The organism is Bacillus sp. RAR_M1_44 (genome assembly GCF_020165935.1).
GTDB lineage: Bacteria > Bacillota > Bacilli > Bacillales > Bacillaceae > Bacillus > Bacillus altitudinis.
The window spans coordinates 1,884,661-1,899,562 of record NZ_JAIUKX010000001.1; the positions used below are offsets into that span (position 1 = coordinate 1,884,661).

At 39.8% G+C, this 14,902-nt stretch carries 16 protein-coding genes and 1 other annotated feature; of the genes, 2 read left to right on the forward strand and 14 right to left on the reverse strand.

Features of this window, described 5'->3' with window-relative positions:
* Nucleotides 1–73: 73 nt before the first annotated feature.
* The 12 genes from LCD34_RS09995 to LCD34_RS10050 all read right to left on the reverse strand — a co-directional run bounded on the left by LCD34_RS09995 (nt 74) and on the right by LCD34_RS10050 (nt 10,986).
* Nucleotides 74–940 (reverse strand): MBL fold metallo-hydrolase, encoded by an 867-nt coding sequence (locus tag LCD34_RS09995; RefSeq protein ID WP_224558867.1) that lies wholly within the window; start codon nt 938–940, stop codon nt 74–76.
* A 72-nt stretch (nt 941–1,012) separates the two neighbouring features.
* Entirely contained in the window at nt 1,013–2,179 is a 1,167-nt protein-coding gene (locus LCD34_RS10000) for an MFS transporter (protein WP_224558868.1), read from the reverse strand.
* Nucleotides 2,180–2,316: 137 nt separating this feature from the next.
* Entirely contained in the window at nt 2,317–2,619 is a 303-nt protein-coding gene (locus LCD34_RS10005; RefSeq protein ID WP_045034889.1) for an ArsR/SmtB family transcription factor, read from the reverse strand.
* Nucleotides 2,620–3,010: 391 nt separating this feature from the next.
* On the reverse strand, nt 3,011–3,493 hold the full coding sequence (locus tag LCD34_RS10010; RefSeq protein ID WP_144489725.1) for a TIR domain-containing protein: 483 nt from the start codon (nt 3,491–3,493) through the stop codon (nt 3,011–3,013).
* The gene (locus tag LCD34_RS10015) at nt 3,493–4,938 is read right to left on the reverse strand and encodes an SIR2 family protein (protein WP_224558869.1); all 1,446 of its coding nucleotides are present in this window, start codon (nt 4,936–4,938) and stop codon (nt 3,493–3,495) included. Before LCD34_RS10015 ends, LCD34_RS10010 begins: the two co-directional genes overlap by 1 nt.
* Before the next feature lie 94 nt (nt 4,939–5,032).
* Nucleotides 5,033–6,022, reverse strand: coding sequence for a toll/interleukin-1 receptor domain-containing protein (locus LCD34_RS10020; RefSeq protein WP_224558870.1), 990 nt, complete (start codon nt 6,020–6,022; stop codon nt 5,033–5,035).
* Nucleotides 6,023–6,105: 83 nt separating this feature from the next.
* On the reverse strand, nt 6,106–6,585 hold the full coding sequence (gene rlmH, locus LCD34_RS10025; protein WP_017368434.1) for a 23S rRNA (pseudouridine(1915)-N(3))-methyltransferase RlmH: 480 nt from the start codon (nt 6,583–6,585) through the stop codon (nt 6,106–6,108).
* 80 nt (nt 6,586–6,665) lie between these two features.
* Nucleotides 6,666–6,836, reverse strand: a complete 171-nt coding sequence (locus LCD34_RS10030) for a CxxH/CxxC protein (protein WP_008360116.1) — start codon at nt 6,834–6,836, stop codon at nt 6,666–6,668.
* A gap of 164 nt (nt 6,837–7,000) precedes the next feature.
* Nucleotides 7,001–7,828 (reverse strand): energy-coupling factor transporter transmembrane component T family protein, encoded by an 828-nt coding sequence (locus LCD34_RS10035; protein WP_224558871.1) that lies wholly within the window; start codon nt 7,826–7,828, stop codon nt 7,001–7,003.
* The gene (locus LCD34_RS10040) at nt 7,819–9,534 is read right to left on the reverse strand and encodes an ABC transporter ATP-binding protein (protein ID WP_224558873.1); all 1,716 of its coding nucleotides are present in this window, start codon (nt 9,532–9,534) and stop codon (nt 7,819–7,821) included. Before LCD34_RS10040 ends, LCD34_RS10035 begins: the two co-directional genes overlap by 10 nt.
* A 19-nt stretch (nt 9,535–9,553) precedes the next feature.
* A complete protein-coding gene (locus tag LCD34_RS10045; RefSeq protein ID WP_076821484.1) occupies nt 9,554–10,111 on the reverse strand; it encodes an ECF-type riboflavin transporter substrate-binding protein in 558 nt (185 codons plus the stop codon).
* Between the two features lie 14 nt (nt 10,112–10,125).
* Entirely contained in the window at nt 10,126–10,986 is an 861-nt protein-coding gene (locus LCD34_RS10050) for an S-adenosyl-l-methionine hydroxide adenosyltransferase family protein (protein WP_007497378.1), read from the reverse strand.
* Between the two features lie 111 nt (nt 10,987–11,097).
* Nucleotides 11,098–11,368 (reverse strand) — a binding site (T-box leader).
* Nucleotides 11,369–11,560: 192 nt separating this feature from the next.
* On the opposite strand from LCD34_RS10050, the gene LCD34_RS10055 reads away from it, so the two are divergent.
* Nucleotides 11,561–12,250: an ABC transporter permease gene (locus LCD34_RS10055; protein WP_008347476.1), complete on the forward strand. Its 690-nt coding sequence runs from the start codon at nt 11,561–11,563 to the stop codon at nt 12,248–12,250.
* On the forward strand, nt 12,251–13,132 hold the full coding sequence (locus LCD34_RS10060) for an ABC transporter ATP-binding protein (protein ID WP_224558883.1): 882 nt from the start codon (nt 12,251–12,253) through the stop codon (nt 13,130–13,132).
* A gap of 39 nt (nt 13,133–13,171) precedes the next feature.
* Here the strand turns inward: LCD34_RS10060 and LCD34_RS10065 are convergent, their stop codons facing one another.
* Together LCD34_RS10065 and LCD34_RS10070 are read right to left on the reverse strand one after the other, a co-directional pair.
* Entirely contained in the window at nt 13,172–13,636 is a 465-nt protein-coding gene (locus LCD34_RS10065) for a GNAT family N-acetyltransferase (protein WP_008347480.1), read from the reverse strand.
* Nucleotides 13,637–13,704: 68 nt separating this feature from the next.
* Nucleotides 13,705–14,892, reverse strand: a complete 1,188-nt coding sequence (locus tag LCD34_RS10070; protein ID WP_017359974.1) for a S1C family serine protease — start codon at nt 14,890–14,892, stop codon at nt 13,705–13,707.
* Between the last annotated feature and the right edge of the window lie 10 nt (nt 14,893–14,902).

Here is a 14,902-nt window from a genome sequence, read left to right on the forward strand (position 1 = left end):
GTATATCGCTCGTATATAAACTTGATATAAACTCGGGAAAAGGACGAGCCATGAATATAAAAAAAGCAGAGGTTTATCCCTCTGCTAATCCTTCATAACCATTTACAAAATAAGCGATCGTCTCTAACTCATCTTCTTTTAGTTCTCTGTTCACATGTGTTTGATATTCACTCTTGATTCTCTCCTGATCTCCACCATAAAGACCAGTGTATTTCGCAATCGTTCGAAGCTTGTCTGTTTCCTGACGAAACTCCTCTTTTGTCCACGGCCTTTGGTGCGAAGGAATATACGTCTCCGCATCAAAAGCATCTAACTCATCTAAAAGACGCAAAATTTCTTTTACCGTAAAATGTACTTTTTCTGCATACATTTTCGGATAAATGCAATCACCAAGAAACAGGATTTTTTCCTCTTTCACATACACGATCACTGAATCAGCGGCATGATCGCCTCCAACATGCTGCACAACACAAGTGACCCCGCCAAGATCAATCTCCATCCGACGGTCAAACGTCACATCCGGTAAAACCACCTGAATCTCTCGATGATTCTTATATTCTTCTTTTATCGCCTTCGCGCAAAACTCAATCTCCGTTCCTTCCCTCACCCGCTCATCAATCGCCTCATCTGACCAAGAAAACGGAAGAAGCTTCTCCATTTCCTTTCTGGTTTTTGCAGAAGCAATTGAAACCGCATGAGGCAGCGCCGGCAAACCAAAAATATGATCCCAATGCCAATGCGTGAGGACAACCATATCCGGCGTGGCGTTCTCTTGTTTTAAGGTCTTTTGGATAAAATAGTTCGCATGATCTTCTGAGTTTCCGGCATCGATCATTAATGTTTTGTTATTGCCTACGACCATGCCTAGGATGGGGCGGTCGGTGAGTGATACTGGTGTGATGTACCAAAAACTCTGACCTATTTTTTTAATTGAGTGCATAGGTGCTTCCTACTTTCTGTCATCATATTTTAAATTGAATCACGTTTTTTCCCAACGTTCTGCTGTTTATGATTAAGTATATCGAATTTCATTACTCGAAGTAGCACGCGAAGCCAATATTGTTACAATGATCGCGATTGCAACGCCTAAAGCCCCTGCCCAAGTAACGGAAGATAGAGAAACTTTCTCTACAAAGATACCTCCAATAGCTGCACCTGCAGCCATCGCCAATTGCATCATTGACTGATTGAGACCTAATAGTATACCTGATGACTCTGGCTCCATTTTAGCTAGGTGATATTGTTGAGTCGGGCCAGAAGACCATGCAGCAAATGACCATAATATTAAAATGAGCAATACTCCAACATAAGAATGCGTAACTAGTGAGAGCAATATGAGCATGATGACATGTAATGTCATTCCACTAATCAGAGTAAAATTCACACCCCATCGATCGGTACTAAATCCACCAAACTTTGACCCAACTAGACTAGCAATCCCGAATATGAGAAGAACTCCACTCAGCAATTTGCTGCTTACACCTGATATATTTAAAAGGTAAGGGGATAGGTAGGTATAGGCGATTGAATAACCACCAAGCCAGAAAAAGGTGATGGCTAATCCCAACACTACTTTTGGTTTTTTAAAAAGAGCAAGTTGTTGAATTAAAGGTACAGGTTTATCCCCTTGGATTTTTGGAATCGTAAGAGAAATAATAGCCATAGCTAATAATCCGAGTAAGGCTATTCCTCCAAATACAGCTTTCCAACCAAAGAAATCACTAGTCATTCTGCCCAGTGGGACTCCAATGATCAATGATGCTGTGAATCCCATTACTACTGTAGCAATAGCGGTACCTTGCTTACCTTTTGGTGCGATTTTTTCAGCAATTGTTAATGCAGTAACTACGACCATCCCCGCTCCAAGAGCCATAATAATTCTTGACACAATAAATAATTGATACCCAGGGAGGACGAATGCAAGAATATTACCTAGAATAAAAACGCTAAGTGAAAATAACATTAACTTGCGTTTATTCATTCCCGATGTTAAAGCCATTAATACTGGGGTGAAGATGGCATACACAAGAGAAAAAATCGTAATTAACTGGCCAGCTGCAGCTATCGTAATCCCTAATGATTCAGAAATATTATCCAAAATACCAGAGATGATATACTCTGATGTACCAACTAAAAAACTTACAATAGCTAAAATGTAAATCTTTACAGTGTTTGACAATTTAGATCACTCCTTATATATAATAAATTTACATATCTAGAATTGTTAATATGTATGGACAAAAAAACATATTACGATAAGTCGATTTGTATTTAATAAATGAAACTGAATTCTGATGTATGAATTCAGTTCATTTATTAAATATTTTTTTCTAGAATCTTAGCAATTTTTTTTATGGCATTTTCATCTCTTTTATAATACGTGTATTTACCTATACGCTCTGTCGTAATTAATCCAGCTCGTAGTAAAATTGAAAGGTATTGAGATGCTGTTGATTGCGTCATTTTCAATTTATCTGTTATTTGACTAACACATACCCCTGTAGTATTCATATCAATCCCTTCATGGGGTGTAAAATGACGATCAGGTTCCTTTAACCATTGTAAAATTTGCAATCTGGATTCATTGGATAAGGCTTTAAAAACTTCTATCGGCTCCATACAAACCATTATATCGATAAATAACGATATGTCAACATGTGTTGTTTGAGATCCCTTAATAGTTTCTATTTTACTAGGTCATTCCCGCCGCTTTAGGCTTAATCGCGTTTTTTTGCGGGGCGTATATCTTCTATTCTGGTGCAATGGAGTTGTTTGATGGAAAAGGATTAGAGTACTTTTTTGCTGCTTGTACAGCTAAATTTAGCCTTCTCCCCTCACTAACTTATGATAAGGCTCACCGTGATGTATCTAAATGTGGTTTCTTGATATTAAACATAGCCAAATACATCTCCAACATTATTGAAAAGCCTTTTACTAAAAAGAAAAACACCATCAGGTTGATGGTGTAAACTTAAGTTTCAGTTTTTACATACCTAAATTAATAATTAGGTTATCTACCTGCAATGTCTGCAGCTTCTTCAATCCAATCAGAAAAATTTTCGTTACCCTTGTCCAAATCCCAATAGTAAGTATTAAATACAGTTGAAGCTTTCTTTTGTTTCCCATCAACAGTTATATAATAATTATCTAGAGGATTATCTCCTTTAGTATCCTTTTCTCCATCTTGATTTTTTAAACGGTGAATGTAAATTCCTAACAAACCATTACCCTTTTCAATACTCTTTTCAATTTCATAATTTACCCATTTTCTATTTGATGTCTCTTTTCCAATAAGTACTACAGTAACAGAAGTACCTTTTAACTGTTCGTCTATCCAGCCACTAATTGCTTTATCACCTTTTCTTTTTACTTCTTCCCATTCTGCTGCATCCAAATAGCCCTTAATTGCTTGGGTTATGTTAGAGTTTCTAACCTGCCCAGCTCTCCAAGCATCTCTTTCGTAATGAAAACTAAAAAACACCTTTCTCGCCATTATACCCGCCTCCTGATTCTTTCAATTATTGCATTTACCTCGTCAATAACATTTTTTGGATTGGTCTCTTTCTCCAATACATCTAACGAATCCTGTAAGTACCAATAGCTTTCTAGGTCGCTTTTTACTTCTTTATAAATCTCTTCTGTTACATAACCTGTTGAACTGATAGGTATAATGTATTTTCCAGTATCTCTTGCAATGTAGAATTCTTCTAACATTCCATTTGCATGAACTACTTCATCATCCCCTAACTTATTACCAAATAAGAAAATCATCACACCCGCATCGTCTATCATTTCTTTTCTATACTCCGTCCAAAGCTCTTTTAGAGACTTTTCTCCCGAAGCTGATTGAGGAAATGGACGTAATGTTAGATATTCATTAATTTTCTTTCCCTTATTCTCAAATATTTCTTCAAGTGCACCATTTATTACATAACTGCCTACTCCCAAGCCGAACCCCGATATAATATGGTGGTTATTAGCAACAAGAGACTTAGAAAGATTATGTAAGAAGCCTTTAGCTTCCTCGACAGAGTAATTCCCATAATTTTCAGCACTACCAGAAATAAATACTTTATTTACTTTAAACTTTTTTTCAATATTGATTAATATATTTGTAATATCTGTGTACTCTTCAATAAGAACTGAATTAATACCATATCTTTTAAGGTCTCTGATTTTCAAATCTTGCTTAACCCTGTCGTAATTAAATTCTTCCTCATTAATGGAACCATCGGGATTTTTGTATCGACTATCCGACCTATTAATTCTTCTAAAGAAGCAGTAATGATTTTTAGGACTGTTTCCTAGTAAGTCTACACGAATTTTACTTAAAATTTGTTCTAGATTTGGGTCTTCAAAGCTAAAACCTATAAATATAAAAGTTTTAGATATAAGTTCACCTTTAAGTTGTGTGGTAAATAAAGTTCTTTCACTGTCATATTTTTCATAATCATCTCTCGTTATAACAGCATCATCTGGAAATTCCTTATCTCCATGCATTTTATAAACAACAACATCCCGGTTAGGCTTATAATTTTTCATCTGACTTTGGCTAATTTTTTTATCTACTGTTTTTCCTTTATCACCCAAAGTATCTTCAATAATCGAATCATAGTTTGTAGTCCAATAAGTATCAATAGGTAGTCGAGATAAAATATCCATATTTATATTTCTTTCTGCCGTTCTTTGAAACTCTTCTACAATCGCCTCATTGATAGTTTGTCTACCATTTGCATTAAAATGATATTGAGCTACTGAAACTAAATCAAATTCTTTATTAATATCCAAGTCTAATTCAGAAGCAACATCACTAAGCAATCCTCGCCAATCAACAAAACCTGATCCTCTCGAAAGTCCTGCTCCGGCAAAAATAGCTAAATTATTATTACGAAGTTCTTTTAGTACTGCTTTTTCAAACATTGCTATAGATATACTCATAATAAACTATCTCCTAATTCACTATTAATAAGGAAGCTAAAGAATATAAAACTCAGCTTTACAGTAACAAATTTCAATAAAATAATTTTATCGCTTAAATTGAATTGTCCGATATTTTCTTTATAATCAAATTAACAATTTCACTTGTAGTTGTGTTTCTAAAATCAATATATCCCGTTGTAGGTAAAAGACCTGGAACCTCTGTATCATCAAGCCTTAAAGGTAAAATATACTCTTGATTTTCCTTTAAGGCTTTTGCCTGAGCTGCTTGTCGTTCGAAGTTTGGCCAGTGCTCTTTTGCATAACTTTTTGAAACTATCATTAAACAATATTTTGCCCTTTCTCCGTAAATCTCACTTAAATAAGCATACAAATCTTTTCCCCATAAATTAGATTTTTCGAAATTATCATAGAATACCCTCTTACCTAAATTAGTTAACAATTCTGCTATATCCTCAGCTATTTTCCTATCCTCCCCTGCAAATGATAAAGCAATATCATATTTCCTTTTATTGCAATTTGATAATTCCCATCTAATATCATCAAATTTCACCCACAAATTTTCTCTGCTTTCTAAAATTATATGTGATAATGTATTAAATGGTGTATGGAACTTAATATCCTTAATTGTTCCATTAGTTACTACGGGAAACTCCTCTTCATGAAGAGCTAGTACTGATAAAATAATTTCAGCCTCGCTTATTTCGGCACGATTATTGTTATTAGCATTTTTTATACATTTGTCTATTATTAGGTATCGGTAATTACTATTTTCCTTTACAGAGTAATTATCAACAAAATAAGGATCACGCACTTTAAAATTACTATCATTATCTAATGATCTCTTAATATCTTTAATTGCTAATATAGAGTTACCACCATACTTATCAATTATTTTTGCAAAATCGGCGTACATTGTGATTAATGGTAATAACAAATCTGAAGGAAAAAAAGCTATATTTCTTTTATAGCACATTTCTTCGGCATTCATTAAAATATTTAGGGCATTTTCATTTATAGAGAAACCCCTTTTTTTCACAAAATAAATTAAATCTGCTTCTAATTCTGCTTTAACTTTTTCCAAATAACATTCCCTCTTTTTAATTATTTAAGTACTACTAATTATAGTTAATAATATGGAAATTGAATTCCTACTCAAAACCCCACTCACTTATGATAAGGCTCCCCCCGAACAATCCGAAACGCCCGATAAATCTGCTCCACCAAAACCAACCTCATCAACTGATGCGGGAACGTCATCTTCGAAAACGACAGCTTCTCATTCGCACGCTGCATCACAGCATCACTTAGTCCGAGGGACCCCCCTATGACAAAACACACTTTACTTTTTCCGTATGTTGCCAGCTTATCTATTGTATCGGCTAATTCTTCGGAAGTTTTCATTTTTCCTTCGATGGCGAGGGCGATGACGTGGGCGTCTGGGTTGATTTTGCTTAGGATGCGTTCGCCTTCTTTGTCTTTGATGATTTTCATGTCTTGCTCGCTGAGATTCTCGGGTGCTTTTTCGTCTGCGAGCTCAATGATCTCGATTTTTGCGTATGCCTGTAACCGTTTTGTGTATTCGGCTATGCCTTGCTTTAAATATTTCTCTTTTAATTTTCCTACTGTGATAATTGATATATTCACAGGTCATCCCCACCTTAAGAACAAGTTATTCATATAAGTTATCAACAATTGTGGATAAAATTTGTGTATTTTGTGTCCGATCATTCGTTCCCCACTATATATATTGCAGGTTCATCGCACAATTCACAGGTTGTGGATAAGCTGTGTGTATGTTCGATTTTTCTGAATTCTGGCGGCGTTTCGTGATCATCTATGTACATGTCTAATACGGTTTCTATGTGTTCTGCACAAGCATAAAGTGATTTGTTCATAAGTTTCTAATTCCTCCAATATGTTGTCTCGTTATTCACAAGTGTTTCGCTCATTGTTCAATATAACCGATTTATTCACATGTTAATAGTCTTTTACCATTTTCCACACCTTTTATCCACAAACCAAATAAAAAAGCCTCCACTCCTGTGAAGGCTTCCTTCTATCAAAACGGATTGTAAAATCTCGTTCCTCTAACAAATGTAATCACTAGCGACACAATCAGTACCGCTCCAACAAACAATAACGCCGCATAATCTGCTTTTTGAAAGTCTTTCGCCGTAAACCATGTGCGCTTTTTATGCTTTCCAAACCCGCGCAGTTCCATCGCATTGCTGATCGTTTCAATACGCTCTAGGCTGGAGAAAATCAGCGGCATCACTATAGACAGCGCATTTTTAATCCGTTTCCCCAGTTTTTCATTCTTCGATAAATCAATGCCTCTTGCTTGCTGAGAAATGGCAATCGTTCGAAAATCACGTTGAATATCTGGAATATAGCGCAAAGCAATCGCTACAGCATACGAAATCCGGTAGCTGACCCCGATTCTGCTGAGCGATGAGGCGAATTCACTTGGATTTGTTGTGACAATAAACAATAGTGCCGCTGGCATCACGGTCACGTATTTCAGTGTAATGTTCAATTGATAGAAAAGCTGTTCAAGTGTGACGTTGTACCAGCCTGCAATATGAAATAGCTCGTGCTTTGCTCCGTAGATGGCGACACCTTGCTGGGGAGCAAAGATGTAAATGGCGATGTTATTGATCACAAGAAAAATCGCCAAGACAATCACTACGAAAGAGATATCACGAAATCGCACATTCGACAGTTGAAAGAACACGATACTGGCTACCAACATAAACACTAAAACGCCTGTATCATACGTGAGCATCGCTGCGGATGACCAGAGGATAAAGCAAATGAGTTTGGTTGCCCCTGTCAGCCGGTGAATTGGCGACGGGCGATCGATATAAGACAGCATGTCTACAGCCATGTCATTCGTTCCTTTCTGTCAACCTCAATGAAGCGATCCACGAGTTCATTTGGATTTGGCCAGTCTGCTTTTAGCGCCAGTTCATACAGCGACGTTTCCTTTAAGCTCGCCTTTTGGACTAGCAACTGATCTGTCAGTACTTTAGCTGGTGTATCGTCTGCGATTTTTTCTCCATCTGAAATGACAATGGTTCTTGTTGTGTATTCGAGCATGAGATGCATATCATGGGTGATCATCAAAATCGTGACGCCCTGCTGATTTAATTGCTCTAAAAATGTCATCATCTCTGTGTAATGTCTAAAATCCTGTCCGGCGGTTGGCTCGTCTAGGATGATGATTTCTGGCTCTAACACAAGAATGGATGCAATGGTAACGCGCTTTTTTTGTCCAAAACTGAGTGCTGAGATCGGCCAATTTCGAAATGGATACAGCCCGCATACTTTTAAAACCCGCTCTACACGATCCTTGATGTCGTCTTCCTTTACGCCTCTTAAAACGAGACCGAGGGCGACTTCATCAAAAATCATTTGTTTCGAAATCATTTGATTTGGGTTTTGCATGACGACACCGATTCGTTCGGAGCGCTGTTTGATGGTGTCTCCTGTGATGTCATCGCCATTTAAAAGGATTGTCCCTTTTGTTGGCTTTTCAAATGCACAAAGCACCTTGGATAGTGTCGTCTTGCCTGCGCCATTGGCACCGGCAATGCTGATCATTTCTCCTTTTTTGACGGTAAAAGAGATGTTGCTCAGTGTGTTGGGTCTTGTCGGATAATCAAAGCTCAGCTCACGCACTTCTAGTAAATCCGGCGCTTCATTCTGCTCGACTGATGGCTCAGATGCTTCCATCCATTGCTCGATTTTCTCTTTTGCCTCGTCGTTTAAGGTGAGATGCTGTAAATTAGCGATCTGATCTCCTGCTGCAATCGGAATACCTGCATATTTCATCGCTCTCACATATAAAGGCTCACGTAAATACGCCGCTTCTAATACATTTGAGGCGAGCAATTCATCTGGTGTCATATCCGCTGCAATCGTGCCGTCATTGACAACGATGATGCGGTCGACATGACGGAAGAGGACGTCTTCCAATCGATGTTCCACCATCACGACCGTTTTTTTTGTTTCTTTTTGCAGACGGTCAATAAGGTCGATCACTTCTTTGCCTGTTGCGGGATCAAGGCTTGCCAGTGGCTCATCAAACAGCAAAATGTCGACATCGTTGACAAGTACGCCTGCGATGGCGACACGTTGTTTTTGACCGCCTGACAGCTCATGCACGGATGATGCCAGTTTGCCGTCTACCTCTGTTAATTTTGCCGCTTTCTCGACACGTATTTTCATTTCTTCGCGTGTGACTTGATCATTTTCTAGTGTGAACGCAATATCTTCTCCAACGGTCAGCCCGATAAATTGTCCATCAGGATCTTGCAGCACCGTTCCGACGAGCTGTGAAAGAGAGAAAATGTTCTCTTTCTCTGCATTTTTCCCGCCGATGTGAAGACTTCCTTCCATAGAACCTTTATAAGACGCAGGAACTAGCCCATTAATACAATGGGCTAGTGTGCTTTTTCCCGATCCAGACGGGCCTGCGATGAGGACTTTTTCTCCTTCATAGATGGTCAGGTTGATATCTTTCAATGTTGGTTCTGCCTGACTGCGATACTTGAATCCGAAATGTTCGAATTGAATCATCGGTTTCTTCATTTATGTGTTCCACCTTGCTTCATGATGTTTCTTTCGATAGACTGCCGCTTTTGCTTCTTGTTTTCGCATAAGCCGCAATGATGATGGTGCCTAGTACACCGACTGTGATGATGTTTGAGATTCCTGCTACGATGCCTTGAACAAACACTTTATTTGCAGGTTCTGCATAGATCACAATGTCGAGTACCGGCGCAATGACAAACCAGCCTAATGCTTGTGCGCCGGCTTGGACGGCGTTGAAGAGCGTGATTTTTTTCCAGCCAAAGTCGCCCTCTTCTACTTTTAAACGGTTCGAAATGAGGCCGATCAATAAACCAACAACACCCGAAACGATAATCCAGCTCCACCAAGGTCCAAATGTGGTGGCATCTTTAATGAGATGACCAATAAATCCAATCAATGAGCCTGCAATAGGACCAAATAGCACGGCCATTAATGCAAGGAACGCGTACGATGTTTCAATTTGTGTATTCGGAATCCCAGTTGGAATGGAGACGAAGCGTCCTAAAATGACAAAGACGGCTGCGCCAATCCCGATGGCAACGACAGTTTTCGTTGAAAGTTGTTTACCTGCCATGATGTTTCCTCCTCTTATTCGTATATAATGCGCGGAGCTTTGCGAATCGAAAGGCGCCAGCCTGTGCCTGTACCGATGTTATAAGCCTTTGCAAATGACCCTTGATTGATCGCCACGCCTAAATGATCGAGTGAATTGACATATACGAGTGGTTCGCCTACCTTTAAATCGGCAAAAGATCGTCCATAGGTCATGATATTTTTATACACATTTTTTGGCCCGTTGGCAATGGTAACTTCTATTGCATCCCCATAATTGATTGAAAGCTGTTCAAATAACGTATGATGAATGTTTGTCCATAGGTTTCCGAACCGCACATCTAAAATATCAATCGTCCCTGTGATCACTTCTTCTTCCGCATAAGCTTGTACGACTGGAAGGTGAATAATGTCCTCTATATTCGCCTTTGGCCCGACCTCTTCAAAAGAAATCACACCTGAAGCAATTCTCGCGCCTGTATAGGCGTAAATGTCTCTACCATGGAAAGTATGTGATTTTCCTGACTTCGGCAGACGGTTGATGGTTTCATCTAAATACCGAGCCTCCACGATACCAATATCCTGTGCGACATGCGTAAGTGTCCCATTATCAGGTGTGATGATGTAGTGTGAGCTTGTTGTTTTGACGACGAGGCTCTTTCGCTCTGATCCAACGCCTGGATCAACAACGGAGACAAATACCGTTTCTTCCGGCCAATATGTGACCGTCTGAAGCAAGCGATAAGACGCTTCCCAAATGTCGTATTGGGGAATGTTGTGAGTTAAATCAAAAATGCGGATGCCGCTGCTCACTGTATTGGCTACGCCGTACATTGCGCTGACCGCTCCATCATCAATACCGAAATCTGATTGTAAAACCAATGCATGTTCACTCATGTTAATCTCCCTTTCATTTGAAAAAATGGTAGTGGTGTTTCACGTGAAACATTTGAACATTTGTATGAAAAAAAGTGGACAATAAAAAATACCCCATCCTTATCTATGAATCATAAGGACGAGGTATTTGTCTCGTGGTACCACCTTTATTTACTGTTTGCTCGCGCTAAACAGCCTCTACAAGTACAAAGCTCCAATTTGGCTCATATACTGTGGTTTTGATAACGAGTACCAACTCTCGTCGTCACCTACTAATATCATGGATATGTTCAGCACGAGGCTCAGAGACCATTTTTCGAATCATTATTTTTGCTTCTTTTCAGCTACCGAAGCTCTCTGTGGAAAAATTGATGATTGTACTTTCTCTCGTCATTGCCTGTTTAACTATCTTGAATTAAAGCTATCATACATGATGTTTTTTGATAAATCAAGATATTTTTCTGAACATTTTTAAAAATGAGTTAACTGTTCTGGAAGAGTCTTCTTTTTTATAAAATTTAAGCAAATGTTAAAGAGCGAGATATGGTGTCTTTCTTTTCTAGGGGTATAATAAAGATGAAGGGAGGTACAGTGTGTGTGGACCATCTGTATGAATGAATTTAAGCAGCTCTTCAAAAGCACAAAATCCATCTTAACTATTGTTATTATTTTCATTTTATCTACTTTTGTTTCAAGTCTTCCATTTATAGCTGCTTATCAAGGGAAGTGGGAACAGGCAAAGGACCCTTATTCCATTGGGAATGAACTAGTGATTTCGTTATTTGGTTTCTTCCTTATTTTTTTATTATCTCATGATATTTTGAGCCGCGAAATTCATTTGAAAACCATTCGTTTTCTCGTCAGCAAAACGACCCGTTTAAACATTGTCATCGGGAAATATCTTGGGCTGATGCTGTTTTGGCTCAGTTGCATTATGACCACATATATTTTAAATATGGTGATTTCACATCGTTTTCTGTTCTCTGATGCCTTAAAAATATTAACGTTTATCAGTGTCGGCATCTCCTGTGCTTTGTTTTTGTCCATGCTCTTTCCAACACCACAGAAATCGATGTTTGTTGGCATGTTGTTTTCCTTTCTATTTCCAATCATGAGCATGATGTCTGTTCTTTCTTCAGAACGGTTGATTCACTGGTTCCAATACGTGACGCCTTATTATTATGCGCGCTGGAGTGAACCGCTGACCTATGTGCTGATGAATGCTGCATTGACTGTTGTCTTACTCGTTGGAACGGCACTACTGTTTCAGAGGAGGGATGTCTAAGTGCTTCACACAAAAGGGCTGACAAAAAAATATCGGACAAAAGTCGCAATAGATCATATTGATCTTGATATCCATCAAGGGGATATCTTCGGCCTCATTGGACCGAAGGGTGCTGGTAAGACGACCTTTTTTAATATCATTACAGGGATCTCCCGCCCCACCTCTGGCACATTTATCATGATGAACATGACGTCGTTAAAAAAAGTACGTCATCATATCGGTGTTCTGCCTGAATATACGGATTTATATGAAGGGCTGACTGCTATTGAGCATATTGCCTATTTATCGAAAATTACGGGTACTCGCCAAAAAACGAGCTATTATGAAGAATTACTCGAATTTGTTGGCTTACATCGTTATCATCAAGAGAAAGTCGGTGCCTTTACACCTGGGATGAAGAAGCGGCTCGGAATGGCTCAAGCCATCGCTCATCAGCCTGACTTTATTTTACTTGATGAGCCTTTTGCGGATATTGATGCAGATTCTATCTTACATATCCAGCGGGTGATTGAATCGTTAAAATTTGAAGGAAAAACTGTCTTTTTAACAGCAGACGAGCCAAGGTTCACCCAGCCTATTTGTACCAAAACAGCTTTCATATCTGAAGGAAAAATCGTGTCCTCAAGTACTCATCCTCAAGAGAAAACCATCACGTCCTCAACCATTCGTGCCACCTTCAAGCATGCATGGATTGATGATGAGGTGAAGCCTGTTCTCACGCAGTACTTACAAAGTGTGGGATCAGACCTTGTGATCAGAGATGACGAGACCTCATTGTTGATTCGTTCAGAAGCTCAAGTCCCAGCCATCATCCGTGCGTTTGTGAAATGCAAAGTCGACCTATACCGAGTCACGACGCAAGATGCCATGATGTCCACATAAAAAAGTACCGTACGCTCGCCGCACGGTACTTCTCTTTTTTTATAAAGGCTTGCTCATGTAAATTCCAGTCTCAGCAAACCCCGTTTTCTCATAAAGTGAGCGGGCGATTTGATTATGGGCAAAAACATGTAGCGATAGTTTTTTCACACCTAATGACTTTGCCTGCTCTTCTAATGCCGACATGGCCTGTTTTGCCAAGCCTTTTCCCCGATACGCTTCAAACAAAATAAAATTATAAATAAAGCCTTCATGCTGAGGATGATCTCGGTCATAGCAAAGCCATACCCACCCAATGGATTCGTCTCCATGCATGAATGTCCACAGCTCATGATCCTCTGTCTGAAGACCTTCAGGTAGCAGCCGCTCAAATTGTTCCTCTGCGTTCTTTTGCGCTTCTTCCTGACCCCACGTCCCTGCGAGTATCTTTTCTTCTGCGTACCTCTTAATAGATGCCTCTATCAAGACGTCATAATCCGTTTGTGACATCGGCTGTAATGTGACCAAACGTATCTCCCCCTTTCCTTTATCATATGCCGGGCATGTAAAAAAAGCCAGTCCCCTATAGGAACTGGCTAGCCTCCGAACCGATCGGTTTGGGAGAGTTTGATCTCGACTGATTTTTTCTTTCCGCTTCGGTAAAATTGCACCTTTACCTTGTCGCCGACTTTCTTTTGATAAAGATATTTACGCAGATCGACGATATTTTGTACTTCCTTGCCGTCAAACGACGTCACGACATCCAGCTCTTTTAGCCCCGCTTTTCCTGCTGGAGATAAAGGCTCGACACTCATCACGACGACTCCGGTTGTGACCTTTGATGGTAGTTTTAACGTTTCCTGCCAATGATAGCTCGCAATATCTGCTAGTGATTTCATCCCAACACCAAGGTACGGACGCTTCACCTCTCCATAGCGCTCTAAATCCTCTATGACAGGGATCACCAGATTCGCAGGAATAGACAGCCCAATCCCTTCCACCTCTGACTCAGCAATCTTCATTGAATTGATGCCGATCACTTTGCCGTCCATATTAATCAAGGCTCCGCCGCTGTTCCCAGGATTAATGGCGGCATCCGTTTGCAAAACTTCCGCATTCCAATCCGTCTGTCCATCACCATTAGAATCAACAGGGATCGCACGCTCTGTTCCAGAAATCACACCTTGTGTGACGGAGCCAGCAAATTCAAGGCCTAATGGATTTCCGATGGCGATGACCGGCTCACCTGGTTTGACATGGTCTGAATTGCCGAAGGCGGCGGTTTTCTTGATCTTATCACTTTTGACCGTGAGTACCGCTAAATCCATCAGCTGATCACTGCCGACAAGATTTGCCCCGATCCTTGTCCCGTCCTGAAGGCTCACTTCAAGCTGGTTTGCGCCTTTGATGACATGATGGTTGGTCACGATATAAAAGATGTCTCCCTTTTTTTTATAAATCACACCTGACCCGCTGCCTGCTTCACCGCCTTCTTCCCAAAAACTCGACTTTTGAATGTTAATGACGCCGACAACTGTATCCGACATACTCGATACCACTTTTGTGACCGCATCATTCACGTTCACATTGACGGTCTTTAAAGGGCCATCTGATGCCTGCTGGTCTCCAGCTGACTGCCAGCCAAAGGGGCTGCCGCTCTGTCCAGACACATAGGGGAAAAAGAATCCCATTAAAAAAGCTCCTACCAATACACCGATCAGACCAGATAGGAAATATCCTTTTCTGCTTCGTCTCGGCTTCCACTCTACATCGCGATAATCCACTATGTTTCCT

Bases quoted from the DNA above. Each gene is read 5' to 3' on its own strand.
- LCD34_RS10015 (WP_224558869.1), bottom strand. From the start codon at position 4,938: ATGAGTATATCTATAGCAATGTTTGAAAAAGCAGTACTAAAAGAACTT.
- LCD34_RS10045 (WP_076821484.1), bottom strand. From the start codon at position 10,111: ATGGCAGGTAAACAACTTTCAACGAAAACTGTCGTTGCCATCGGGATT.
- LCD34_RS10010 (WP_144489725.1), bottom strand. From the start codon at position 3,493: ATGGCGAGAAAGGTGTTTTTTAGTTTTCATTACGAAAGAGATGCTTGG.
- LCD34_RS10005 (WP_045034889.1), bottom strand. From the start codon at position 2,619: ATGGAGCCGATAGAAGTTTTTAAAGCCTTATCCAATGAATCCAGATTG.
- LCD34_RS10030 (WP_008360116.1), bottom strand. From the start codon at position 6,836: ATGAACAAATCACTTTATGCTTGTGCAGAACACATAGAAACCGTATTA.
- LCD34_RS09995 (WP_224558867.1), bottom strand. From the start codon at position 940: ATGCACTCAATTAAAAAAATAGGTCAGAGTTTTTGGTACATCACACCA.
- LCD34_RS10040 (WP_224558873.1), bottom strand. From the start codon at position 9,534: ATGAAGAAACCGATGATTCAATTCGAACATTTCGGATTCAAGTATCGC.
- LCD34_RS10035 (WP_224558871.1), bottom strand. From the start codon at position 7,828: ATGGCTGTAGACATGCTGTCTTATATCGATCGCCCGTCGCCAATTCAC.
- LCD34_RS10050 (WP_007497378.1), bottom strand. From the start codon at position 10,986: ATGAGTGAACATGCATTGGTTTTACAATCAGATTTCGGTATTGATGAT.